This is a genomic window from Albirhodobacter sp. R86504, from assembly GCF_042466415.1.
Classification (GTDB): Bacteria; Pseudomonadota; Alphaproteobacteria; order Rhodobacterales; family Rhodobacteraceae; genus Albirhodobacter.
On record NZ_JAXHCH010000002.1, the window covers coordinates 661,070 to 684,756 of the forward strand.

Sequence of the window (23,687 nt, forward strand, 5' to 3'; positions counted from 1 at the left end):
TCTCCTTACCGATAGGTTACTTTTTTGACCGCTTCGACAACTTCGTCGGAGGTGATCAGAGCGTGCTTTTCGAGGTTCGCTGCGTAAGGCATCGGAACGTCTTTACCCGTGCAGTTGATCACAGGCGCATCCAGATAGTCAAATGCGCGCTCCATGATCGTCGCCGAGAGATGGTTGCCGATAGAGCCGACAGGCCAGCCTTCTTCGACTGTGACGCAACGATTGGTCTTCATCACCGAGGCAAGGACCGTGTCGTAGTCGATCGGACGCAACGTCCGCAGATCGATGACCTCCGCCGAAATCCCGTCAGCTGCGAGTTTATCGGCAGCCTCGAGAGCGTGGACCATCCCGATCCCGAAGGAAACGATGGTCACGTCGGTACCTTCACGCCAGATTTTGGCCTTGCCGAAGGGGATCGTAAAGTCAGGCAGATCCGGGACTTCAAACGATTTACCGTACATGATCTCGTTTTCGAGGAAGATGACGGGGTTTTTGTCGCGAATGGCTTGTTTTAGCAGGCCTTTTGCGTCAGCAGCCGAGTAGGGCATAACAACTTTCAGCCCTGGAATTTGGCTATACCAAGCCGCGTAACATTGCGAGTGTTGAGCGCCGACGCGCGCCGCGGCACCATTTGGCCCTCGGAAGACAATCGGGCAGCCCATTTGACCGCCAGACATGTAAAGCGTTTTCGCCGCCGAGTTGATGATCTGGTCAATCGCTTGCATCGCGAAGTTGAAGGTCATGAACTCGACAATTGGGTTCAGTCCGGCCATCGCGGAGCCGACAGCAATCCCTGCGAAACCATGTTCGGTGATTGGCGTGTCGATCACGCGCTTCTCTCCGAACTCGTCGAGCAGGCCTTGCGAGATCTTGTAAGCGCCTTGATATTCCCCGACTTCTTCCCCCATCAGATAAACGGAGTTGTTGCCGCGCATTTCCTCGGCCATGGCTTCGCGAAGCGCCTCGCGAACGGTCATGGTTTTCATAGGTGTGCCTTCGGGCCAATCTTCCGAGGCTTTCGACACGATTTCAACAGGCGCCTTCGCCGCAGCAGGTGCTGAAGCTTCGGCTTTAGGTTCGGATTTGACCTCAGCTTGCGGCGCAGGAACTGCATCAGCGTCTTCGCCTTCCTCAACGAGGATAGCGATCGCCTCATTCACCTTCACGCCGGACGTGCCTTCCGCGACGAGGATTTTCCCCATCACGCCTTCGTCCACGGCCTCAAATTCCATCGTCGCCTTATCGGTTTCGATTTCTGCGAGGATCATGCCGGAGGTGACAGTGTCCCCTTCCTTTACGAGCCATTTCGCAAGCGTGCCTTCCTCCATCGTCGGCGACAGGGCGGGCATCAAAATTTCGGTTGCCATTCTTTATTCTCCCTTACGCGTAGATATCGGTCCAGAGTTCCTCAAGCGCAGGCTCGGGGCTCTCCTTCGAGAAATCGGCGGCCTCGTTAACGATGGCTTTAATTTCTTTGTCGATGGCTTTGAGATCTTCGTCCGAAGCATGTTTGCCGGTCAAAAGAAGATCGCGAACTTGCTCGATCGGATCGCGCTCGTCGCGCATCTTCTGGACTTCCTCACGGGTGCGGTACTTCGCAGGGTCCGACATTGAGTGGCCACGGTAGCGATAAGTCTTGATCTCGAGGATATATGGGCCTTCGCCTGCGCGGCAATGCGCGACGGCTTTCTCGGATGCGGCTTTCACCGCGAGCACGTCCATGCCATCGACCGCTTCGCCCGGGATGCCAAAGGCCGTGCCGCGGGTGTATAGTTCTGGCGTCGACGTTGAGCGTTTTTGCGAGGTGCCCATTGCGTATTGGTTGTTCTCAATGACGAAGATCACCGGAAGCTTCCAAAGTGCTGCCATGTTGAAGGTCTCGTAGATCTGACCTTGGTTGGCGGCGCCGTCCCCAAAATACGCGAAGGTGACATTGTCATTGCCGCTGTACTTGTCTGCGAAAGCGAGCCCCGCGCCGAGCGGAACCTGCGCGCCCACGATCCCGTGGCCGCCGTAGAAGTGCTTCTCTTTCGAGAACATGTGCATCGAGCCGCCTTTGCCTTTCGACAAGCCGCCTTCGCGTCCGGTCAATTCAGCCATGACGCCCTTGGGGTCCATCCCGCATGCGAGCATATGCCCGTGGTCGCGGTACGAGGTGATGCGCTTGTCGCCCTCTTTCGTCGCGGCCTCTAGGCCCACGACGACGGCCTCTTGGCCGATGTAGAGGTGACAAAAGCCGCCGATTAGGCCCATGCCATATAGTTGGCCGGCTTTCTCCTCAAAACGTCGGATTAACAACATTTCTCGGTAGTAAGTCAGCAATTCATCTTTGGAAACATTGGGCTTTGCGCCAGCTTGCGCTTCTGCCCCTTTGCGTGCCGCCATGGTGGCTCCTCCCATTCCGGTGGAATAGTTCAACATTAAACCAGTTTTTAGCCGATCTGGAATCAAACTGCAACGCCCGCGACGCAACCTAGTGATGCATGGCGCGCAAGCCTCTGATGTTGTGTGACATCGGGGGCGAAATGCGTGCAATGCGACCGGCGAATACGGACGCGACGATGCGGCTGGGGTGAGCGTATCGAGAGTTATGCGGGCTGGCTAGTGGGAACGAAAAACTTCCCCATCCATTTGCGGCGGGGCTGGCGTCCGGCGAAGCGGCGCTTAACGGATGACGATCTCGTCGGCGCGAACCGTGCCAAGTACTTCACGTGCGCGCTCGTCAAGCAGGTCGATATCCAAAAAGTCGTCCGAAAGGCGATGCGTGAGGTTCGCCATGCGCTCAAGCTCTGCACGCAACTCCGCGCGCTCCGCTTCAAGCGATGTGATTTCCGCCTCAATCTGAGCCCGACGGAAGATCCCGTACGAACCCTGCACCGCCGCAAGCGTAAAGATCGCTGCTAAAACCAGCGCGCCTGCGAAAAAGATGAGGGGCCCGATAGGGGTCTTGCCGTGGGTCATTCTGCTGCCTCGTTCCGCCTCTTATGGGCGTTGACCGAATCATGCCACAAGTGATTCGCGATGTGAATCCCGAAAATCAATTTTTTGCACATTTCGTTGAGTTAAATAAGAAACCCCCGCCACGTTGGGGCAGGGGTTACGTATCATGCTTTGGGCGAGAGGCAAGCGAGCGATCGCCTCAGGCGATCACGGTTAGGCTTTGCCTTTGTAGATATCGACGAGCTTGGAGAGCATCGCAAGCGCATCGCCGCGCTCGCGTTGGAACGAGTTGCGGCCGATGATCGAGCCGTTTCCACCCCCGTCGCGGATCGCGCGCGCGTCGTCATAGACCGCGTTCTCGCCCTTCGTCGCGCCGCCCGAGAAGACGATCAGGCGACGGCCAGCGAACGAGGCATCCACGCAATGCTTCACGCGCGCGGCCATGTCGGCGATGTCGATTTTCTCATCCTCATAGACCTTCTTCGCCTCCGGCAGCATCAGGTGATCTGTCGAGAGCTTGATCTTGATGATATGTGCGCCCAGCAAGGCCGCAACATGTGCCGCGTAGGCCGCAACGTCGATCCCGGTCTCGCCGGACTTGGTGATCGCCTCGCCGCGCGGGTAGGACCAGATAACCGTCGCGACGCCCTTGGCAGCCGCTTCCTTACGCATCTCGACAATTTCCTCGAACATATCGAGCGCCATGTCGGAGCCAGGATAGATCGTGAAACCGATCGCTGACGCCCCGATCCGCAACGCATCATCGACGGAGCCGGTAATCGCCTGATTCTTTCCCGCCGTGTCCGACATCAGGGAATTCGCCGAGTTCACCTTCAAGATGGTCGGGATCTGACCGGCGAACGTGTCGGCACCCGCTTCCAAAGAGCCCAAAGGGGCCGCGTAAGCGTTAAGGCCCGCGTCGATCGCAAGTTGGTAATGATAATGCGGATCGTATCCCGCAGGGTTCTTCGCGAAAGAGCGTGCAGGCCCGTGCTCGAAACCTTGATCAACTGGCAGAATGATCATCTTGCCCGTTCCGCCGAGCTTCCCCTGCATCAACATCCGGCACAGGTTCGCCTTAACGCCGGGCGTTTCGCCCTCATAATTGGCAAGAATTTTCTGAACAGTTCTGGTCGCGCGCATGGGTCTCTCCTCAAGCGAATGTCAGTTGCTATTGCCATAGCAGGCTTAAAGAGGTGCGCAACGTGTGGTTGCGCTAACACATTCGAATTGCGGCAAAATTCCGCTCTGGCTGCGGGTTTTATCGTCATGAAACCGTCAAAAGAGGCGATTGAAATTCCTCCATTTTAGTGACGAATTAACCCTGCGGCAGTTTGCTGGCGGTGCGGTCGCGTTCTGCGTGGCCGACGCGAATCTCTTCGGGGGGACGCCAAAGCGGCGATATAGAAAAAGGGAGGCCGAAGCCTCCCTTCATATTCTTCTGTCAGTCAGGTACAAACAGCGCCCGCGCGCCTTATGCGGAGAGTGCTGCAACCCCGGGAAGCTCTTTGCCCTCCATCCATTCCAAGAAGGCGCCCCCCGCGGTTGAGATATAGGTGAAGTCTTTCGCGGCGCCTGCCTTGTTGAGCGCCGCGACCGTGTCGCCGCCGCCCGCAACGGAGATCAACTTGCCCTCCACCGTCAATGCCGCCGCCCGCGCAGCCGCCGCATTGGTTGCGACGTCGAAGGGCTCGATCTCAAACGCGCCGAGCGGGCCATTCCAGATCAGCGTCTTGGACGCTTCGAAAATCGCGGAGACTTGCTCGACCGATTTTGGCCCGGCGTCCAGAATCATCGCGTCGGATGGGCAGGCATCTGCCGCGACCACGTCTGACGCAGCACCGGCCTTGAATTCGCGCGCCACGACGACGTCGCTCGGTAAGACGATCACACAGCCCGAATCCTTTGCCTTCGCGAGGATCTCGCGCGCCGTCTCCGCCATATCATGCTCTGCCAGAGATTTGCCGACATCAATACCTTGTGCCACGAGGAAGGTATTTGCCATCCCGCCGCCGATGATCAGGTTGTCGACCTTTGTCACAAGGTTTCCCAACAACTCGAGTTTTGTCGAGACTTTCGCGCCCCCCACCACGGCTGTCACAGGGCGTTCGGGTGCGCCAAGGGCTGCTTCCAGCGCCTTGAGCTCGGCAGCCATCAAGCGGCCTGCGCAAGAGGGGAGAATCTCCGCGATACCGACTGTGGACGCATGGGCGCGGTGTGCGGCGGAGAAGGCATCATTCACGTAAACTTCGCCCAACGCCGCCATTGATGCGGACAGCTCGCGGTCGTTCTTTTCCTCGCCCGCATGGAAACGGGTATTCTCGAGCAACAAAACCTCGCCGGTTTTCAGTTCCGAGACAGCCGTTTTCGCTGGGCCGCCGATGCAGTTGCTCGCGAATTTGACTGGCAGGCCAAGTGCGTTCGACAGCGCAGGCACCAGCATCTCCAATGAAAGCGCGGGCACGACTTGGCCCTTCGGGCGCCCGAAATGCGCCAGCAACACCGGCTTGCCGCCCGCCGCGATGATATCTTTCACCGTGGGCACGATCTTTTGGATGCGCGTGTCATCCGTGACCTGACCCTCCTCGATCGGCACATTGATATCGACCCGCACCAAAGCGACTTTGCCGTTCAGATCCATATCGTCGAGTGTTTTCCAAGCCATATCGCGAGCCCCCAAAGGTAAATGCGTTTAAACGCTTTTCCCTTGTCTGCACGCCGCCGTCAATAAGTCGGTCAACAACCGCGTGATCGTCGAACCCGCGGTATGTTGAACGCATCCTCTCCGGCTTTCCCCTTGTCTCAACCTGTCGCCAAGCATAGGTTCGCACAGAATAATCGCAGGAGGCGCCAAATGGCCGATATCAAAGATCCCGAAAATACCGTCATCATCGAATTGAAAGACGGCAATGTCGTCATCGAATTGCTGCCAGATGTGGCCCCGAAGCACGTTGAGCGGATGAAGACGCTCGCGCGCGCTGGCGCATATGACAATGTCGCTTTCCACCGCGTCATTGAGGGCTTCATGGCGCAAACAGGCGACGTGAAGTTCGCGAATATGGAAAAAGACTACACTCCCGCCCGTGCTGGTATGGGTGGGTCGGATCTTGACGATCTTCCGGCTGAATTCTCCAATGTTCCGCACGCGCGCGGCTCGATCGGTGCGGCACGCTCGTCCAGCCCGAACTCCGCCAACTCGCAGTTTTTCATCAACTTCGGCGACAACGCTTTCCTGAACGGCCAATACACCGTTTACGGGCAAGTCATCGAAGGCATGGAGCATGTTGACAAAATCGTCCGTGGCGAGCCGCCGCGCTATCCCGATCGTATGATCTCCGTGAAAGTGGCCGCCGATGCGTAAGCTGATCGCAGCGACTTTGCTCAGCGCCTTGGCGGCGACGGGGGCCTTCGCAGAAGGGTCCGGCGTGCCAGACGGTGACGGACCAAACCTCGGATTGGAAGTCGCGGGCAGCGTGACGGGTAAGATCGTCATCGACCTTCTTCCCGATGTGGCCCCCAGCCACGTCGCGCAGATCACCGAGCTCGCCGCCGCAGGGGCCTATGATAACGTGGTGTTCCACCGCGTTATTGAGGGCTTCATGGCGCAAACCGGCGACGTGCAATTCGGCAAAAAGGGCGGTGATACGTCCATGGCGGGCATGGGCGGCTCCGAGCGCCCTGATCTGAAGGCCGAATTCTCCAATCGTTCTTTCACGCGCGGTATGGTGGGCATGGCCCGTTCCGCTTCGCCTGATTCCGCCAATTCGCAATTCTTCATCATGTTTGCGGACGCCCCGCACCTCGACGGCCAATACACCATTGTTGGGCACGTCGTTGAGGGGATGGAGATCGTGGATGCGCTGAAAAAAGGCGATCAACGCGCGAATGGCGCTGTTGACGAGCCCGATTACATCGTCTCGGCCACGGTAGAGTAAACTTTGGGGGCGGGGCGCGCAGCCTCGCCCGCAATTGGAGGGGGGCAGCCCCCTCCAGACCATGTCGCATGATATCCCCAAGGGGCGGTCATCCCCTGATTTTTCTCACGTCGCAAGAGGATCGCTCGATTGGTGCTTTGGACGATCCTTGCGGGAAAAATGATATGACCCCCTATCTGACATATGCGAGTGCCCTTGCCATCGCCGCGGTCATTCCGGGCCCGGGCGTTGCGGCTCTGGTCGGGCAGGCGTTGGGGCAGGGGCTTCGCGCCGCGCTGTGGTTCTTAATCGGCATCACCTTGGGCGATGTTGCCTACCTCACCATCGCCGTTTTGGGGCTGGCGGCACTTACGTCAGTCTTTGCCGGCGCTTTGGTCGTGATCAAAGCTGCGGGCGGCGCCTATCTCGTCTTTCTCGGCTACCGTTTTTGGACCAGTCAATCGGGCCTCATCGCGGTTCAGCGCGCCACACGTGCGAGTGATCTCAAAACGCTCAGTTCGGGGTTTGCCTTGACGATGGGAAATCCGAAAACCATCGTGTTCTATCTCGCTCTTTTGCCCGCGGTCATGGATCTGGGGCGCGTGGATGCCGCGCAATGGGCGGGGATGGCCGCGCTGACGGTTATCGTGTTGCTCGTAACCCTGTCACCCTATGTGCTCCTCGCCAATCGCGCCCGCAACGCCCTGCGCGACCCGCGCGCGCAGCACCGTCTCGCGCGCGCGGCCGGCCTCTTTATCGGCGGCGCAGGCGCGGTAATCCTGATCCAAGCAGCGATGCGCGTTTTGTGAAGGGGCTCAAGCTATAAGTTCCTATAGCTTGAACGGCCTCAGATATCCTTGATCCTCCAGTCTGTTCCCTGACTAGGAAAGGATCTCACGATGCCAAGCTTACCCCGTCTGTCTCTCGCCGCTGCTCTGCTGATGCCGCTCATAGCCCCCGCCGCCAGAGCCTTTACCGTGGACCATCACAGAGGGCTATTGGTAATGTATAAGGCCAGAAGCGGAAACTGGCTCGGCTGCGGGCCGGTGCAATGCCTACAGGTCGCCGAGGAGACGCTCGACCGCGCTGGCGATCTCGTGACGCCCGACCGTCTCGGAGAGCCGTATTACATCGGCAGCATCGGGCGCTGTGATTTCTATCAGACCCCCAAAGCGGTCGAAAGCTACGAACATAATGCGCGCTGGGTGCTCAAACGGATCGAGACCAAATGCTAAGCCAAACCCGCGCGCATGAAAAAAGGCGCGGAGTTTCCCCCGCGCCCTTAAAGATCGACCGCGGCCTTCTCAGCCGATAACGACCAGCGCGTGACGCTTCTTGCCCGCAGTCAGCTTGACTGGTTGCGCGAGATCATCGGCTGTGAACATCTGGCCGGCATCGGTCGAGATCGCGTCATTCACCCGCGCTCCGCCCTCTGAAATCAGGCGCTTCGCATCCTTGCCAGTCTTGGCGAGCGCCGAGCGCACGATCAATTGCGCGAGTGAGATGCCCTCGCCAATTTCCTCTGCCGAAAGCGCGAGCGTCGGCAGATCATCGCCTACGCCGCCTTTCTCAAAGACTTCGCGCGCCGTAGCCTCTGCGGCCTGCGCTGCCTCGCGGCCATGCAAAAGTGCCGTGACCTCATTCGCAAGAATAACTTTAGCGCCGTTGATCTCCGACCCTTCCAATGCGCCCAGACGCTCGCATTCCTCAAGGGGAAGCTCGGTGTAAAGCTTCAGGAACCGCCCCACATCCGCATCGGTCGTATTGCGCCAGAATTGCCAGAACTCGTAGGACGACAGCATATCGCCGTTCAGCCAGATCGCGCCGCCTTGCGATTTGCCCATTTTCTTGCCGTCCGACGTCGTCAGTAAAGGCGAGGTCAGGCCATAGATCTCGTGATCGAGAACGCGGCGCGTCAGATCGATCCCGTTGATGATATTGCCCCATTGATCCGATCCGCCCATCTGCAACGTGCAGCCATAGCGGCGGTTCAATTCCAAGAAGTCATACGCCTGCAAAATCATATAGTTGAATTCAAGGAACGACAGCGATTGCTCACGGTCCAGCCGCGATTTTACGCTTTCGAACGAGAGCATCCGGTTGACCGAGAAATGCCGCCCGATATCTCGCAGGAACTCAAGATAGTTCAGGTTGTCGAGCCATTCCGCATTGTTGAGCATCACAGCATCCGTCGCGCCGTCGCCATAGGCGAGGTAACGCGCGAACACTTGTCCCATGCCGTCGATATTCGCCGCGATCTGATCTGTCGTCAGAAGCGGGCGCTCATCCGCGCGGAAGGACGGATCGCCGACTTTCGTCGTACCGCCCCCCATCAGTGTGATCGGTTTGTGGCCGGTCTTTTGCAACCAGCGGAGCATCATGATATTGAGAAGATGCCCGACGTGAAGCGATGCCGCCGTGGCATCATAGCCGATATAGGTTGGGACAATCCCGTTGACCAAAGCCTCGTCGAGCCCTTGATAATCGGTGCAATCGGCTAAAAAGCCGCGCTCCATCATCACGCGCATGAAGTCAGATTTCGGATGGTAGGTCATGGTGCTTGTCCCTCTCTTGTGGGCATGTCTATATCGGTCGTGATTGCGAAGGGAAAGCCAAGATGCACACCGAAGACCTAGCACGCCGCCGCAGGGCGCACGCAACTGCGAATGGCGCGATTTGGGCCTTGGGAACGATGTCGGGCACGTCATTGGACGGGGTGGATGCGGCCTTCCTGAAATCCGATGGCATTACCATCGAGACCTTCGGCCCCCACAGCTATCGCAGGTATACCGATGTCGAGCGCGACACGATCCGCGCCGCCCTTGGGCAATGGCAGGAGGGTCCCAATGTCGCCGCCGCCTCCGAGGTTGTCGAGGCCGCGCATGCGGAAATTCTGGGCGCTATGATCAAAGCGCACCGAGAGCTTGCTGGCGATGATGTTTTGATTGGCTTCCACGGTCAAACTCTCGCCCATGCGCCGCGCACCCATGGCACGCATCAATCCGGCGATGGCCGCGTTCTGGCCGAATACCTCCAGCGGACCGTCGTTTGGGATTTTCGCACGGCCGATGTGCGGTTGGGCGGGCAGGGCGCGCCGCTTGCGCCCTACTTCCATTTCGCCTGCGCGCGGTGGGCGGGGCTCGCCGCTCCGGTCGCGTTTCTCAATCTTGGCGGTGTCGGCAATGTGACATGGGTCGATCCGCGCCTGCCAAAGCCCGAGGCGGCTGGGGCCGTTCTCGCCTTTGATACAGGGCCCGCGAATGCGCCGATCAATGATTTGATGCGAGCACGTTTGGGCAAAGACGTCGATGCGGGGGGGGCGCTCGCCGCCCATGGGAGCGTGGAGGAGCCAATCGTTGATCGGTTCCTTGATCAAAGCTACTTCATGAAAATCCCGCCGAAATCCCTCGATCGTAACGATTTCAACGATTTGCTCGTCGATGTTGCAAGCCTGAGTGACGCGGATGCCTGCGCCACGCTCACCGCGTGCGTTGCCGCCTCGGTCGCGCGCGGGATGGAGCATTTCCCCGATCCCGTCAGTGCGCTCTACGTCACCGGGGGCGGGCGGCATAATGCGACGTTGATGACGATGCTCGCAGCGCGCACCGGTTGCACTGTCTTGCCGGTCGAAGAGCTGGGGCTCAACGGGGATATGCTTGAGGCACAGGCCTTCGCCTATCTCGCGATCCGTGTCGCGCGCGGCTTGCCAACGTCGGGGCCACTCACCACGGGCGTCGCGGCGACTGTGGGCGGCGGGCAAATCTCGCGTCCGCAGGGCTGAGCGCGCGGAATTGTGCTGAATTTTACGCGCGATCTTTGCAACAGCCGTTGACGGGCGCGCAAAGGCAGGGCAGGGAGTGCCCATGCTCAAAATCCATGATCTCACGTATTCGATTGAAGGTAGGCCCCTCTTTGAGAGTGCCTCCGCCACCATTCCCACCGGCCATAAGGTCGGGCTTGTGGGTCCGAACGGTGCGGGGAAAACCACGCTGTTCAAGATCATCCGGGGGGAGATCGCCAATGAGGGCGGCGCCATCGAGATGGCCGCACGCGCCCGCATCGGCGGCGTTGCGCAAGAGGTTCCGTCCTCGAACACGTCGCTGATCGATACGGTGCTCGCCGCCGACGTCGAACGCGATGCCCTGATGAAAGAGGCTGAAGCCGCGACCGATCCGATCCGCATCGGTGAAATCCACGCCCGTCTGACCGATATTGATGCTTGGTCGGCGGAGGGGCGGGCGGCGTCGATCTTGAAAGGTCTAGGCTTTGATGCCGAGGCGCAACTGCGGCCCTGTTCGGATTATTCGGGCGGTTGGCGGATGCGCGTGGCGCTCGCAGGGGTGCTGTTTGCGCAACCCGATGTCTTGCTGCTCGACGAACCGACCAACTATCTCGATCTGGAAGGCGCGCTTTGGCTCGAGCAATATCTCGCCAAATATCCGCACACGGTCATCATCATCTCGCACGATCGTGGCCTGCTGAACCGCGCCGTGGGCGCGATCTTGCATCTCGATCAACGCAAGTTGACCCTCTACACCGGCACCTATGACCAATTCGCCCGCACCCGCGCCGAACAACGCGCCGTGCAGGTGGCCGAAGCCAAGAAGCAAGACGCCCGCCGCGCCCATTTGCAAAGCTTCGTAGATCGCTTCAAAGCCAAGGCCTCCAAAGCCGCGCAGGCCCAAGCCCGCGTGAAAATGCTTGAGAAGATGGAAACGATCACCCCGCCCGAAGAAGCGCGGGGCTACGTGTTCTCCTTCCCCAACCCGGAAGAACTGTCGCCGCCGATCATCAACATCGAGGGCGCGTCGGTGGGGTATGACGGCAAGCCGATCCTGCGAAATCTCGATCTGCGGATCGACCAAGACGACCGGATCGCGCTTTTGGGCCGCAACGGTGAGGGCAAGTCAACGCTCTCGAAATTCCTCGCGGGCAAGCTCGACGCCATGGGCGGCAAGATCACCCGCTCCAGCAAACTGCGCGTCGGATACTTCGCGCAGCATCAGGTGGACGAGCTGCAACTGGACGAAACACCGATCCAGCATATTCAGGCGATCTACCCCAATGAGGCGCCGCCGCGGATTCGTGCGCGTCTGGCAGGCTTCGGCTTGGGCGTTGATCAGGCCGATACCAAGGTCGGTCGCTTGTCGGGCGGCCAAAAGGCGCGCTTGTCGCTCATGCTGGCAACAACCCATGCCCCGCATATTCTGATTCTCGATGAACCGACGAACCACCTCGATATCGAGAGCCGTGAGGCGCTCGTCGAGGCACTCAACTCGTATTCGGGCGCGGTGATTCTGGTCTCGCACGATATGCACCTGTTAAGCCTTGTCGCGGATCGGTTGTGGCTCGTGAAAGGCGGCGCAGTCTCGCCCTATACGCAAGATCTCGACGCCTACCGCAAAGAGCTTCTCGCGGGTGATCCGGCGGAGAAGACCAAGGCGCCCAAGGTGGAAAAGCCCAAAGCCGTCAAGCCACCGCGCGACGAGATGCAGGCGCTGCGCAATGAGGCGCGTAAATCGGAGGAGCGCGTCACCAAGCTCACCGATATGATCGCCAAGCTTGATAAGATCCTTGCGGATCAGTCGCTCTACCTTCCTGGCCGCGCCCAAGAGGCCCAAAAATGGCAGCTCAAACACTCCGAGGCGACGCATGCCCTGACGCGCGCGGAGACACTTTGGGTCGAGGCGCTGGAAAAACTGGAGAAGGCGAGCAAGTAAAATCTGCACCGTTTCAATGAGATCGGAAGAAGGGGGGCTTTTGCTTCCCTTTTTTGTTTCAAAATCAGATCCTTATCAAATTTAAAAATCCCAGCGATATGTGCCGCCCGCAAGTGCCGGCACAAAAATCACACCGACACAAAAGCTTCACAGCTTCGAATCCGAACTGTAACGAAGCCATGCGAAATCCTTGCCAACCGCACGACGGGCACCTCCCCGCACGTCATGCGCCTCTTTGCCAGATGGCCAAAACGGTCAGTTAGCTTACAAAGGACATAGCGATGGATCTCAAGAAAACGATCAACCTGTCGTGGGACGATTTCGATGAACTGCGCGACCCGCGCCCGGATGCAAACGGGTTCGACGCGGTTGTTGAACGCGCCATCTCGCGCCGTGGTTTCTTGGGCGGTGCGCTCGCATTCGGCTCCGCATCGGCCGTCTTTGGCGCGGGCGTGATGGGCTCGGCCACTTCGGCCCGCGCCCAAGCCGCGACCTTCGCGTTTGAGCCGATCGGCATCTCCACCGATTTCGACATTCATGTGCCAAAGGGCTACCAGTGGAAGCCGCTCGTTCGCTTGGGCGATCCGCTGTTCTCCGAGGCGAAAGACGCCTATTCGGACGAGACAGGCATCGCCATCGAGATGTCGGATAAAGTGTTCGGTGAGAACACCGACGGCATGGAAACCTTTGTTGTCGACGATCATGTTCTCCTCGCCATCAACTCCGAATACGTAAACCCCGAGATCAACCTGCCTGCCGCGTCTGAGGGCATTCCGCAAACCGCGGAGGAGGTTCAGCTTCTCAAAAACCTGCAAGGCGTGACCGTTCTGGAAATCGCGGAGCAGGGCGAAGGCTGGGCCGTTGTGGTCGACAGCCCCTTCAACCGCCGCATCACTCACGACACGCAAATGACCATGGACGGCCCCGCCGCAGGTTCGGATCTGGTTAAAACCAGCCTCGATCCCGAAGGCATGTCGCCCAAGGGCACGATGAACAATTGCGGCTCGGGTAAGACGCTTTGGGGCACATACCTGACCTGCGAAGAAAACTTCAACGGCTACTTCGGCACCACCGGCGAGTATGATGTGACCGAGGGCCACACCCGCTATGGCTTGGGTGGCGAGGCACGCTATGCGTATGAAAAATATGATGCGCGTTTCGATCTGAGCAAAGAGCCGAACGAGCCAAACCGCCACGGCTGGGTGACCGAAATCAACCCCGCCGACCCGAATTCGGTGCCGGTGAAACACACCGCGCTTGGGCGTTTCAAGCATGAGAATGCTGCGATGACGCAGACGGCTGATGGCCGCGTCGTCGTGTACATGGGCGATGATGAGCGCGGCGAGTTCCTTTATCGCTACGTCTCCAACGGCACATGGTCGGAAGGCCAGCCGCACGACGGCCTGCTCTCGGATGGCACGCTCTATGTCGCGAAATTCAATGATGACATGACGGGCGAATGGCTGGCTTTGACGCCAGAGACGACCGGCATGTCGATTGAGGAGATGCTTGTCTTCGCGCGGATGGCTGGCTCGAAAGTCGGCGCGACCACGATGGACCGCCCTGAATGGGTTGCGGTCAACCCGCTGAAGGTTGAGGCCTATTGCGCCTTGACCAACAATAAAAACCGGGGCGTTTCAGCCAATGAGGGCGGCGATGAGCAGCCTGTCGGTGGCCCGAACCCGCGTGAAACCAACAATTACGGTCAGATCGTGCGCTGGCGCCCGATGAATGAGGATCATGGCGCGGATGGGTTCGCGTGGGATCTCTACGTGATGGCGGGCAACCCGGAGGTGTATAACAACGCCTATGGCGGCTCGGAAAATATCACGGCGGGCAATATGTTCAACTCGCCCGACGGCATGGCGTTCTCGTCGGATGGGATGCTTTGGATCCAGACCGACGGTGACGACAGCAATGAGGGCGAATTCGCAGGCCAAGGGAACAACCAGATGCTGGTTGGCAACCCCGAGACCGGCGAGATCGCGCGCTTCCTCACGGCGCCAAACGGCGCGGAAGTCACGGGCCTCACATGGACCCCGGATGGCAAAACCGCGTTCGTCGGCATCCAGCATCCGGGCGGCTCGTGGCCGGACGGCGCAGGAAAGCCGCGCTCCTCGGTCATCGCTGTTTGGCGCGAAGACGGCGCGATGTTTGGCTAATTTACAGGTCAGAGAATGGAAAGGGGGGCCAAAACAGGCCCCCCTTTTTTATCGTCAACACGGGTAGGTCTTGCAGGGCGTCAGCCATAGAAAAACCCCGCCAGAGCATGTGCTCCGGCGGGGTTTATAGTGAGCGATCTTATTTCAGGATCGAGCGGCCCGCGTATTCTGCGGTTTCGCCCAGCATTTCCTCAATGCGGATCAGTTGGTTATACTTCGCCAACCGGTCAGAGCGCGCCAGCGAGCCGGTTTTGATCTGGCCGCAGTTGGTCGCGACTGCGAGGTCGGCAATCGTTGCATCCTCGGTCTCGCCCGAACGGTGCGACATCACGGAGGTGTAGCGCGCGCGGTCAGCCATGCGCACCGCGTCGAGCGTCTCGGTCAGCGTGCCGATCTGGTTGACCTTCACGAGCAGCGAGTTCGCGCAGCCCTCTTTGATCCCGCGCGCAAGGCGGGTCGGGTTGGTCACGAACAGATCATCGCCCACGAGTTGGATTTTATCGCCGAGCTTGTCGGTCAACAGCTTCCAGCCCGCCCAGTCATCTTCCGAGCAGCCGTCCTCGATCGAGATGATCGGGTAATCGGCGCACAGGGCCGCGAGGTAATCGACGTTTTCTTCAATGGACAGCGATTTGCCTTCGCCCACCATCTCGTATTTGCCGCCCTTGAAATATTCCGTCGCGGCGCAATCCAGCGCGAGATAGATGTCTTCGCCCGGCTTGAAGCCCGCTTTTTCAATCGATTTCAGGATGAAATCGAGTGCTTCGCGCGAGGAGCCGAGGTTCGGCGCGAACCCGCCCTCATCGCCAAGGCCGGTGGACAAGCCCTTGGCCGACAGCTCTTTTTTCAGGGTGTGGAACACTTCCGACCCCATGCGGACGGCTTCGCGGATATTACCCGCCGAGACCGGCATGATCATGAATTCCTGGATATCGATCGGGTTATCGGCGTGTTCGCCGCCGTTGATGATGTTCATCATCGGCACCGGCAATATCCGCGCATTGGTGCCGCCGACGTAGCGATATAGCGGCTGCGAGGTGAAATCGGCGGCCGCTTTGGCCACGGCCAGCGACACGCCCAAAATCGCGTTCGCGCCAAGACGGGCCTTGTTCGGCGTGCCGTCCAGCTCCATCATCATGCGGTCGATCTCGACCTGCTCGGTCGCGTCCTCGCCCAGCAGGTTCTCCGCAATCTCGCCATTGACCGCCATCACGGCTTCCAAAACGCCTTTGCCCATGTAGCGCGACGTGTCGCCGTCGCGGCGCTCAACGGCCTCATGCGCGCCGGTCGATGCGCCCGATGGCACAGCCGCGCGGCCCATGGTGCCGTCTTCGAGGATAACGTCAACCTCAACGGTCGGATTGCCGCGGCTATCCAGAATCTCGCGGGCGTGAATGTCGATGATCGTGCTCATATGATTTCCCTTGGGGTGTGCGCGGGGTGAAGACGCGCAGATTTCAGTCATGGGCCGAGGCAAGCTATAGCGGCTTGGCGCGGTTCGGAAAAGGGTGTTGTTAGCGCAAACGCCCGTGTTAGCGCCGCAACTGCCTAAATCTTTTACGACAGGTATCGTTGGGGCATGCGTTTCACCGCATCCGCGCAAGAGGGCGAGGCGGCGGCGGCCCCTAAACCGTTGGCAAACCGCGCCGCGCGCGCCGTTTTACCCGCATCTCGCGCAGCAATGTGTAGAGCCCCGATGCCACGATCACCGCGCCACCGACCAATGTCCAAACGCCGGCCGGCTCGTCAAACACCACCGCCGATATCACCACGGCGATGACCAATCGCGTGTAGCGGAACGGCGTGATGACGGAGGCTTCACCGATGCGCATCGCCGCGATCAGCGCGTAATAGCCAAGCACCCCGAATATCATTGCGCCGAGTATCCATCCCCATTGGGTCGGCGTTAACCGGCCCCAATGATCCCCCATCAGCGGCATCAAGATAAGGCCCGCCGGGACCAGCGCCAAAAAGCCGTAAGCCGAGAGTTGCATTGAGGAAATTGCCTTTGGCACCACCCGCGTCGCCACATCGCGCGCGGCAAGCCCAATCACCCCGATCACGGCGAGGATCGACAACGGATCAAACGTCGCCGCGCCCGGGCGGATCACAATCAGCACGCCGACGAACCCGACCGAAATCGCCGTCCATCGCCGCCAGCCGACAGGTTCTTTCAAAAACACCGCCGCGCCCAGCGTTACCGCGAGCGGCGTCGCCTGCAAAATCGCCGAGGCCATCGCAAGAGGGGTAAAGGCAATCGCGCAGACAAAGCCGATCGTGCCGACGACCTCCATCAGATTGCGCAGCATCACAGGGCGGTTCGCCAGATCGCGCGAAATCAATCGGTCGCCGCGCCACACAGCCGCCGCCGCAAACACAAGCCCGCCGCCCAGCCCCAGCATGACAAGTACCTGCGCCACGGCGAGCCCTTGCGTCAGCATTTTCACGAACATATCCTCGGTCGCGAAGCAGACCATCGCAAAGACCATCAACACGCTGCCGCGCAGGTTTTCCATAAGGCATCCAATCTCAGTGCACGGGCAAGCGGCGTGGCGGCTTGGCGGTATAATATATACTCCGCCCATATCTTGTGCAGTTCCGCGCAGCAAGCGTTGCAATGTATGCGTGGCAATCCGCAGCCCGCGCCTTGATCAAGCCCGCGTCTTGATCAAGCCCGCTTCTTGATCGAGACAGACGAAATCTGCAAAAGGCAGGGCCTCCGGCGGGGATATTTAGAGCAACCGGAAAGCGCAACTCCCCCCGCGCGCGGTTGCGGCACCGTGTGGGGAGAGGATCAGGTTCCGCAGAAGGTCTGGCGGACCTCCTCATCTTTGAGCGGGCCGCGCGCGAGATCTTCCCATTCGGGCCGTGTCTCGTAAGGGGCGCGGCACGCCGCCAGCAGATGTTCGAACGGGGCCATATCGCCTTCAACCGCGGCTTGGATCATCTCCTCGACGCGGTGATTGCGCGGGATCCGGCGGGGGTTGGTGGCGCGCATGATGCCGACGGGATCCTCCTCTCGCGTCAACCGCGCCTCCCATTCGGGGGCCCAGCTTGTCCAAGCGTGCGCCTCGGTGAACTCGGTCGCCGCTGTGCCCTCGGACAACCCCGCAAACACGCGCGTGAAATCAACCTGTCCCGTCCCCATGCGCGACAAAAGCCCCTCAATCAGCGGTAAATCATCGGTTGTGGCTTGCGCGATCCCGATCTTGCGGCCGAAGTTTCGCAACCAACGCGCCTGGAAAATCTCGACGAAACCGTTGACCGAGCGTGTCGCTGCCTCAATGGCGGCGTCCTCGGTGCCCTCCATCAGGGGGAGCAGGCTTGTCGCGAGCTGTGCCAGATTCCAGGCGGCGATTGAGGGTTGGTTGGCGAAAGCGTAGCGCCCCATGCGATCAATCGACGAGAAGACCTTTTGCGGATGGTAGCCATCCATGAACGCACATGGCCCGTAATCGATCGTCTCGCCGGAGATCGCCATGTTGTCGGTATTCATCACGCCGTGGATGAATCCGACCGCCATCCAATCCGCAATCAAGGTGGCTTGCGCGGCAACAACCGCATCCAACAACCCCAGCGCGCCATCGGCGTCTGGATAATGTCGTGCGATGGCATAATCGCACAGCGCTTGTAGATCACGCAGCCGCTCTTCAGGCGGTGCGTCGGAAGCCATCGCGGCCGCGGTCGCGTATTGGAACGTGCCAACCCGCAGATGCGAGGCCGCGACCCGTGTTAGGACCGCGCCCGGATATCCGCGCTCGCGTTGAACTCTTGCGCCCGTCGCCACAGCCGCGAGCGCGCGCGTCGTCGGGACGCCGAGAGCGGCAATGGCCTCGGACACGAGATATTCGCGCAGCACAGGGCCCATCCAAGCCCGCCCGTCGCCGCGCCGCGAATATGGCGTTGGCCCCGAGCCTTTGAGGGCCACATCCACGCGGTGCGGCAAGGCTTGCCCGAAATCACCCGCCAGCTCGCCCAAGAGAACCGCGCGCCCATCGCCCAAACGCGGAACCCAGCCGCCGAACTGATGCCCCGCGTAGGCTTGGGCAATCGGCGTTGATCCGTCAGTCACGCGATTTCCAGCGAGGATTGCCAATCCCTCCGGCCCCGATAGCCAATCCAAATCAAGGCCCAGAGCCTCTGCGAGGGGGCGATTCACCGCGAGGAATTGCGGCGCCGTCGCGGACGCCGTTATCGGCGTTGGGGCTTGCGGCGTGAAAAACGTCGCGGGAAGGGAGGTGTAGGTGGTGTCAAAGGCAAACATCGAATTTCCTTGCGCCAAAGCTTGGCCCAAGGGGGCCGTGCGTCACCCTAACCGCCCCAAGCCGAGAGAGCCAGAGGGCGGCTTGGGGCAGGGAGGTGCCGTCTAAAGACGACCGATCCGCGTGACCAAAAGATCAAAGAACGCATCCGCATCCACGTCGCGCAAGAACAGGGCGTTCGCCTCGCGGCCCGTTACACGCCACCAATCCGCGACCGTCATTCCGCGGGTGAGGGGGCTGTCGACCTCAATCTCGACATTGACCTCGCGGCCTTTGAAAAGCTCCGGTGCGAGAAGATAGGCGATCACGCAAGGATCGTGCAGCGGTGCACCCTCAGCGCCGTATTTCTCAACGTCGAACCGTTCAAAAAAGTCGATCCACGAGGCGACAACCTCGCCTATCGAGGGCTGCCCGCGCCCCAACCGCGCGCGATTTTCCGCGCCGCCCGCCATCTCGCGGAATCGCGCTACACGGGCGGGGGTCGTCAGCGCCTTATGCGTCACATCGAGCGGCAGAACGACGATGCGGATGCCCGATTGAAACACCGCCTGCGCGGCTTCCGGATCGACGTAGATGTTAAATTCGGCGGCGGGCGTGACATTGCCCACCTCGAAATAGGCCCCACCCATCAACACGATTTGTTTGACCCTGTCCGCGATCTGCGGCGCGCGGCGCAGGGCGGTTGCGATATTTGTCAGTGGCCCCAAAACACACAGCGATACCGTTCCGGCAGGCTCGTTCATCACATGGTTGATGATCACGTCCACGCCGTCGCCTTCCGAGAGCGGCATCTGAGGCTCGGGTAAGCTGATCCCGTCAAGCCCGCTGACGCCGTGGATATATTCCGCCGTCACCAAATCGCGCGCCAGCGGACGATCGCATCCCGCATAAACAGGCACATCACGCCGCCCCGCCAATTCGCAGATCTTTCGGGCGTTGGTGTGCGTTAACACTAAAGGCACGTTCCCCGCGACAGCCGTCACCGCCAGCACGTCAAGTTCGGGGGATGCCAAGGCGAGCAAAATTGCCACCGCATCATCTTGACCGGGGTCGGTATCGATTATGATTTTCTGGGTTTGGGTCATCTTTGGCCTTGTTTTCTTGACGTAAGGGAATTTTTAACTGCCGCCCTGATGCCACAAATACACAGGCGAACGCGGCTTGTTTTGCGGGATTTGGCAAGCTTACCTAGGGGAATACAGATGGTTAGCTATCTTTCATTTGCCGGATGGCTGCCACATTCGTGCCTTAAATCAATCGGAGAACACAATGGTTAACAAGACATAAATGCTCACAGCCGCATAAGATGTGATCAGGGCATTGCGTCCAGACCCGAGGTCGAGAAGCCGGTCCAATCCGGCGCAGGCACGCGGGCGTATGAACAGGTTTGAGGAACGAAATATGATTGTGCATCACCTACTTGCCAGCGCCCCCTTCGCGAGCCCGTTGAACGCCGCGCTGTCGCGCAGTTTGGGCCGCTCTCGCGCGCAGATGGCGCGGGCGGGATTTGCCCTCAATGGGGCGCCCACACGTGCGAAAGTGGTCGTCTCGGAAAAGCTCTTCGGGTATTCGGCGTCAGGGTTTGAAAACTTCTTCTCCAATGCGGTTGCCCGCGCCGCCGTCACCGCAGGACGCCTTGACGGGCCGATCAAGCGCCTCGTGATTCAGGCAACACCACAGTCCGAATTGTTCCCCGCCCTGTGGCGCGGTATCGCGGCACGCGCGCAGGTCGATAGTTTTGAAAGCCATAAAGATAAAATCTTCGGCGCAACGCGCGGATGGGCGGAGCTGATTGAGGATCTCGTCAACGTGATCGAACCTGCAGAGGTTGTTGTGCTGACGGGCAAACCCTCGCAGCTCGCGGCCTGCGCCGAACTTGTGCCGGGCGCGCGGATTGATATCGATAATTTTGAAGATCCCGCGATGCCAGATACCGCACTCGCGATGATCCAGCGCCTCTATACGCAAGGACAGGTTCTGCCGCCGCGTCAGGTGCTACGCCTTCAATCATGGCACGCGCGTTTGCCGCAATGCGCCCCGCTCGCAGCGTTCACCCAAGCCGAGGCGGCCTATCTCGATGCCCGTTTCGCCGATGACATGGACCGCGTGTCCTGCCTTGGCCGCGTGCGGATCGTGGGCGACTTCGCGCAGGCTGGTCACGCAAACACGTCGCACATCGCTGCGCAATAAGCGTTTGCGATCAATGGTTGGCCGCCTCTGCCAAGGCGCGCCTGCTGTGCCCGCTAGCTGCCGCTCGGGCGTAGCAAAAGCCCCCCGACGCTGCTCGCGCGGGGGGCTTTTTAGACTCACAATGACGGGCAATCAGCCGTCGAGATCAACTTCTTCGATCAGCTTCAACGCTGCCGGGCGCAGCGCTGCGATGTCCGTTAACTCCAACGAGTTGGCCGTGAACTCACCCCAGCTTGCGACGAGTTCCGAGCGCTTCACGCCTGGCGTTGCGGGGAATTCGTTATTGGTCTCGGCGTAGATTTCCTGCGCCTCGGCGGAGACGAGGAACTCGATCAACTGAATCGCTTCTTCTTTGTTGGGGGCGGCTTGCGTCATCGCAACGCCCGAGACGTTCACATGCGTGCCGTCGCCCTCAAACACGGGGAAGGTCAGGTTGACGGAATTCGCCCACTCAATTTGCTCCGGATCGGCGAGCATCTGGCCCATGTAATAGGTGTTGCCCAGCGAAATATCGCATTCGCCCGCCCAGATCGACTTAACCTGCGAGCGGTCGTTGCCGTCAGGCTTGCGCGCGAGATTGGCCTTGATCCCTTCGAGCCAGGCTTTCGTCGCGTCCTCGTCATGATGCGCGAGATAAGCGGCCGTCAGCGCGACGTTGTAATCGTCGGTGAAGGGGCGCGTGCAGATGCGGCCCTTCCACTTGGGATCGGCCAGATCTTCATAAGTGGTAACGTCGCCCTGTGCGACGCGCTCTTTCGAGGCGTAAACGATGCGGGCGCGCGAGGTTAAGCCGATCCACTGGCCATCGGGCGCGCGCAGTTCGGCAGGCACGGCTTCCAAGACCACTGGATCGGTGATCGGCTGCGTCACCCCCGCGTCCACGATCTGCGCCAGACGCGCGATATCCACCGTCATCACGAGATCAGCAGGCGAGCGCGCGCCCTCTGCGACCAGCCGTTCGACCATGCCCTTATCCACGAAAGCCACATTCACATCGATGCCGGTTTTCGCGGTGAACGCATCAAACAGCGGTTGCACCAATTCGGGCTGGCGATGCGAATAGACATTCACTTCCTGCGCGAGGACGGCTTCGGGCAGGGCGACGGTTCCCGCGATCATCGCGGCGCCGATCAGCGCAGCACGCGAGGTGGAAGCTTTTGCCAAGAAGGTGTTGGAGGGGGTCGAGGGCATGTTGTTTCGTCCTGACTGAGATTTAAACTTGAAGGCTTGTGGCGCCCGATAAACCTGAGTTTTTTTATCAGGTCAAGAGGTGAGGGTCGCAACAGCCCCCCGAAACCGCCAAAGATACGCGGTGTGCGACGCACCGCCGCAGGGCCTCTGCGGCGGCGACGCTGTGAGCTGCGCCGTTTACACATGCAAAAAATGGAAAGTGAATTGTAAGAATTTGGCACCTTTTGATCGACGCCATATCCGAAAGGCTAGGGCGGCAGCGGCCACTATCCTTTTGCGCCTTACCGATGCGTAACCTTATCCTTTTGCGGACTACGTTTAAGGCATGTGACAGTTATATAAAACACAAGTTGCGAATGAAAACGGTGCTTTATGCCGCATTCATCGCGGAGTTTATGGTTTGGGTCGTGTTTGACCCGCGTAAGGTCGATACGGCCTGCCTCGGTTGAGGCACGAGTGAGGAGCGGTCGAAACGTCTGTGACGCGTCCCTGTTCTGGTGTGTGTGAAGGGGGAGTTTACCCGTGTTCGGTAAAGAGTTTTCAAGCGTGTGAAGGCGCGAGGGGGACGCGGCATCGAGTGTCACGCCCGCTCGCGACGTCTTCGCGCCAGCGTGTTGTGATTTACGCCGTAAGTTTTCAAGTCTGTATGAGTTTAAGGAGCCACAATGCGTTTAACCACCCGTAGTAATCTCGCGATGAGAACCCTGATGTTTTGCGGTGTGAACAACACCTCTCTCGTCCGGAAGTCCGATATTGCGGTGGCGTGCAATGTTTCAGAAAACCACCTCGCGCAGGTGGTCAACAATCTCGCGCAGATGGGATTTTTGGATACGCAACGTGGTCGCACGGGCGGGATGCGTCTGGGGCGTCCGATGGAGTCCATCAAGGTCGGTGAAGTCTTGCGCAAGTTCGAATCTGGCGTGCCGTTCGTCGAATGTTTCGATGAAAAGCTCAATACCTGTCCGCTCTATGCGGGGTGTCGTCTGCGCGGCGCGCTGGCTGATGCGCAGGAAGCTTTTTACGCGGCGCTTGATTCGATTTCTCTCGCGGATCTGCTGCGCGACAACACGACGCTGGAGGCGATCTTGCGTCACAGCGGCGAACGCCAGAGCGCGAGCTGTATGATGCACGCGTAAAGCAGGGGGCTTGCGCAAAAATGCACGTCCAAATGCTTCGTAAAAGTCACGAAACTGCGAGCCGGTCATCGCGCGTTGCTTTGCGCTTGACCGCCACACAGCCGGGGATTAGAGCGCCGCACATTCGCCGTTTTCCCCGCCTATAAAGGCCAGATGGTGAAGATGTTTTGGA

20 protein-coding genes are annotated in these 23,687 nt (G+C 59.7%); 9 read left to right on the forward strand and 11 right to left on the reverse strand.

What is annotated here, in order from left to right; genetic code table 11:
* Window positions 1-5 precede the first annotated feature (5 nt).
* The 5 genes from SJY32_RS05305 to SJY32_RS05325 form a co-directional block, all read right to left on the reverse strand.
* The gene (locus tag SJY32_RS05305; RefSeq protein WP_376872495.1) at window positions 6-1,367 is read right to left on the reverse strand and encodes a pyruvate dehydrogenase complex E1 component subunit beta; all 1,362 of its coding nucleotides are present in this window, start codon (window positions 1,365-1,367) and stop codon (window positions 6-8) included.
* A 13-nt stretch (window positions 1,368-1,380) separates the two neighbouring features.
* Window positions 1,381-2,385, reverse strand: coding sequence for a pyruvate dehydrogenase (acetyl-transferring) E1 component subunit alpha (pdhA, locus tag SJY32_RS05310; protein ID WP_376872498.1), 1,005 nt, complete (start codon window positions 2,383-2,385; stop codon window positions 1,381-1,383).
* A 279-nt stretch (window positions 2,386-2,664) separates the two neighbouring features.
* Window positions 2,665-2,961, reverse strand: coding sequence for a septum formation initiator family protein (locus SJY32_RS05315; RefSeq protein WP_376872501.1), 297 nt, complete (start codon window positions 2,959-2,961; stop codon window positions 2,665-2,667).
* Window positions 2,962-3,153: 192 nt separating this feature from the next.
* A complete protein-coding gene (locus SJY32_RS05320) occupies window positions 3,154-4,083 on the reverse strand; it encodes a class I fructose-bisphosphate aldolase (RefSeq protein ID WP_376872504.1) in 930 nt (309 codons plus the stop codon).
* A gap of 331 nt (window positions 4,084-4,414) precedes the next feature.
* Window positions 4,415-5,605 (reverse strand): phosphoglycerate kinase, encoded by a 1,191-nt coding sequence (locus SJY32_RS05325; RefSeq protein ID WP_376872507.1) that lies wholly within the window; start codon window positions 5,603-5,605, stop codon window positions 4,415-4,417.
* Window positions 5,606-5,794: 189 nt separating this feature from the next.
* On the opposite strand from SJY32_RS05325, the gene SJY32_RS05330 reads away from it, so the two are divergent.
* The 4 genes from SJY32_RS05330 to SJY32_RS05345 all read left to right on the forward strand — a co-directional run bounded on the left by SJY32_RS05330 (window position 5,795) and on the right by SJY32_RS05345 (window position 8,089).
* Window positions 5,795-6,301, forward strand: a complete 507-nt coding sequence (locus tag SJY32_RS05330; protein ID WP_376872510.1) for a peptidylprolyl isomerase — start codon at window positions 5,795-5,797, stop codon at window positions 6,299-6,301.
* Window positions 6,294-6,875, forward strand: a complete 582-nt coding sequence (locus SJY32_RS05335) for a peptidylprolyl isomerase (RefSeq protein WP_376872513.1) — start codon at window positions 6,294-6,296, stop codon at window positions 6,873-6,875. The genes SJY32_RS05330 and SJY32_RS05335 overlap by 8 nt, the downstream gene beginning before the upstream one ends.
* 164 nt (window positions 6,876-7,039) lie before the next feature.
* Window positions 7,040-7,663, forward strand: coding sequence for a LysE family translocator (locus SJY32_RS05340; RefSeq protein ID WP_376872516.1), 624 nt, complete (start codon window positions 7,040-7,042; stop codon window positions 7,661-7,663).
* A 90-nt stretch (window positions 7,664-7,753) separates the two neighbouring features.
* A complete protein-coding gene (locus SJY32_RS05345; RefSeq protein ID WP_376872519.1) occupies window positions 7,754-8,089 on the forward strand; it encodes a hypothetical protein in 336 nt (111 codons plus the stop codon).
* Window positions 8,090-8,158: 69 nt separating this feature from the next.
* Here SJY32_RS05345 and tyrS read toward each other — a convergent pair whose 3' ends face one another.
* Entirely contained in the window at window positions 8,159-9,409 is a 1,251-nt protein-coding gene (tyrS, locus tag SJY32_RS05350; protein ID WP_376872522.1) for a tyrosine--tRNA ligase, read from the reverse strand.
* Between the two features lie 62 nt (window positions 9,410-9,471).
* Here tyrS and SJY32_RS05355 point away from each other — a divergent pair, with 62 nt between their 5' ends.
* The 3 genes from SJY32_RS05355 (at window position 9,472) to SJY32_RS05365 (ending at window position 14,736) form a co-directional block, all read left to right on the forward strand.
* The gene (locus SJY32_RS05355; protein WP_376872525.1) at window positions 9,472-10,635 is read left to right on the forward strand and encodes an anhydro-N-acetylmuramic acid kinase; all 1,164 of its coding nucleotides are present in this window, start codon (window positions 9,472-9,474) and stop codon (window positions 10,633-10,635) included.
* 82 nt (window positions 10,636-10,717) lie between these two features.
* On the forward strand, window positions 10,718-12,574 hold the full coding sequence (locus SJY32_RS05360; protein WP_376872528.1) for an ABC-F family ATP-binding cassette domain-containing protein: 1,857 nt from the start codon (window positions 10,718-10,720) through the stop codon (window positions 12,572-12,574).
* Window positions 12,575-12,855: 281 nt separating this feature from the next.
* Window positions 12,856-14,736 carry a PhoX family protein gene (locus SJY32_RS05365; RefSeq protein ID WP_376872531.1) on the forward strand — a complete coding sequence of 627 codons (1,881 nt, stop codon included), beginning with the start codon at window positions 12,856-12,858 and terminating at the stop codon, window positions 14,734-14,736.
* A gap of 139 nt (window positions 14,737-14,875) precedes the next feature.
* Here the strand turns inward: SJY32_RS05365 and eno are convergent, their stop codons facing one another.
* From eno to SJY32_RS05385, 4 genes are all read right to left on the reverse strand, one after another.
* Window positions 14,876-16,150, reverse strand: a complete 1,275-nt coding sequence (gene eno, locus SJY32_RS05370) for a phosphopyruvate hydratase (RefSeq protein WP_376872534.1) — start codon at window positions 16,148-16,150, stop codon at window positions 14,876-14,878.
* A 211-nt stretch (window positions 16,151-16,361) separates the two neighbouring features.
* Window positions 16,362-17,252, reverse strand: coding sequence for a DMT family transporter (locus SJY32_RS05375; RefSeq protein WP_376872537.1), 891 nt, complete (start codon window positions 17,250-17,252; stop codon window positions 16,362-16,364).
* Between the two features lie 278 nt (window positions 17,253-17,530).
* Window positions 17,531-19,000, reverse strand: a complete 1,470-nt coding sequence (locus SJY32_RS05380; RefSeq protein WP_376872540.1) for a YdiU family protein — start codon at window positions 18,998-19,000, stop codon at window positions 17,531-17,533.
* Window positions 19,001-19,102: 102 nt separating this feature from the next.
* Entirely contained in the window at window positions 19,103-20,083 is a 981-nt protein-coding gene (locus tag SJY32_RS05385) for a nucleoside hydrolase (protein ID WP_376872542.1), read from the reverse strand.
* A gap of 316 nt (window positions 20,084-20,399) precedes the next feature.
* Between SJY32_RS05385 and SJY32_RS05390 the strand changes: the two genes are divergently transcribed.
* Entirely contained in the window at window positions 20,400-21,188 is a 789-nt protein-coding gene (locus tag SJY32_RS05390; protein WP_376872545.1) for a hypothetical protein, read from the forward strand.
* A gap of 132 nt (window positions 21,189-21,320) precedes the next feature.
* Here SJY32_RS05390 and SJY32_RS05395 read toward each other — a convergent pair whose 3' ends face one another.
* The gene (locus tag SJY32_RS05395) at window positions 21,321-22,307 is read right to left on the reverse strand and encodes an extracellular solute-binding protein (protein WP_376877582.1); all 987 of its coding nucleotides are present in this window, start codon (window positions 22,305-22,307) and stop codon (window positions 21,321-21,323) included.
* A 737-nt stretch (window positions 22,308-23,044) separates the two neighbouring features.
* On the opposite strand from SJY32_RS05395, the gene SJY32_RS05400 reads away from it, so the two are divergent.
* Window positions 23,045-23,515 carry an RrF2 family transcriptional regulator gene (locus tag SJY32_RS05400; protein ID WP_376872548.1) on the forward strand — a complete coding sequence of 157 codons (471 nt, stop codon included), beginning with the start codon at window positions 23,045-23,047 and terminating at the stop codon, window positions 23,513-23,515.
* Window positions 23,516-23,687 lie beyond the last annotated feature (172 nt).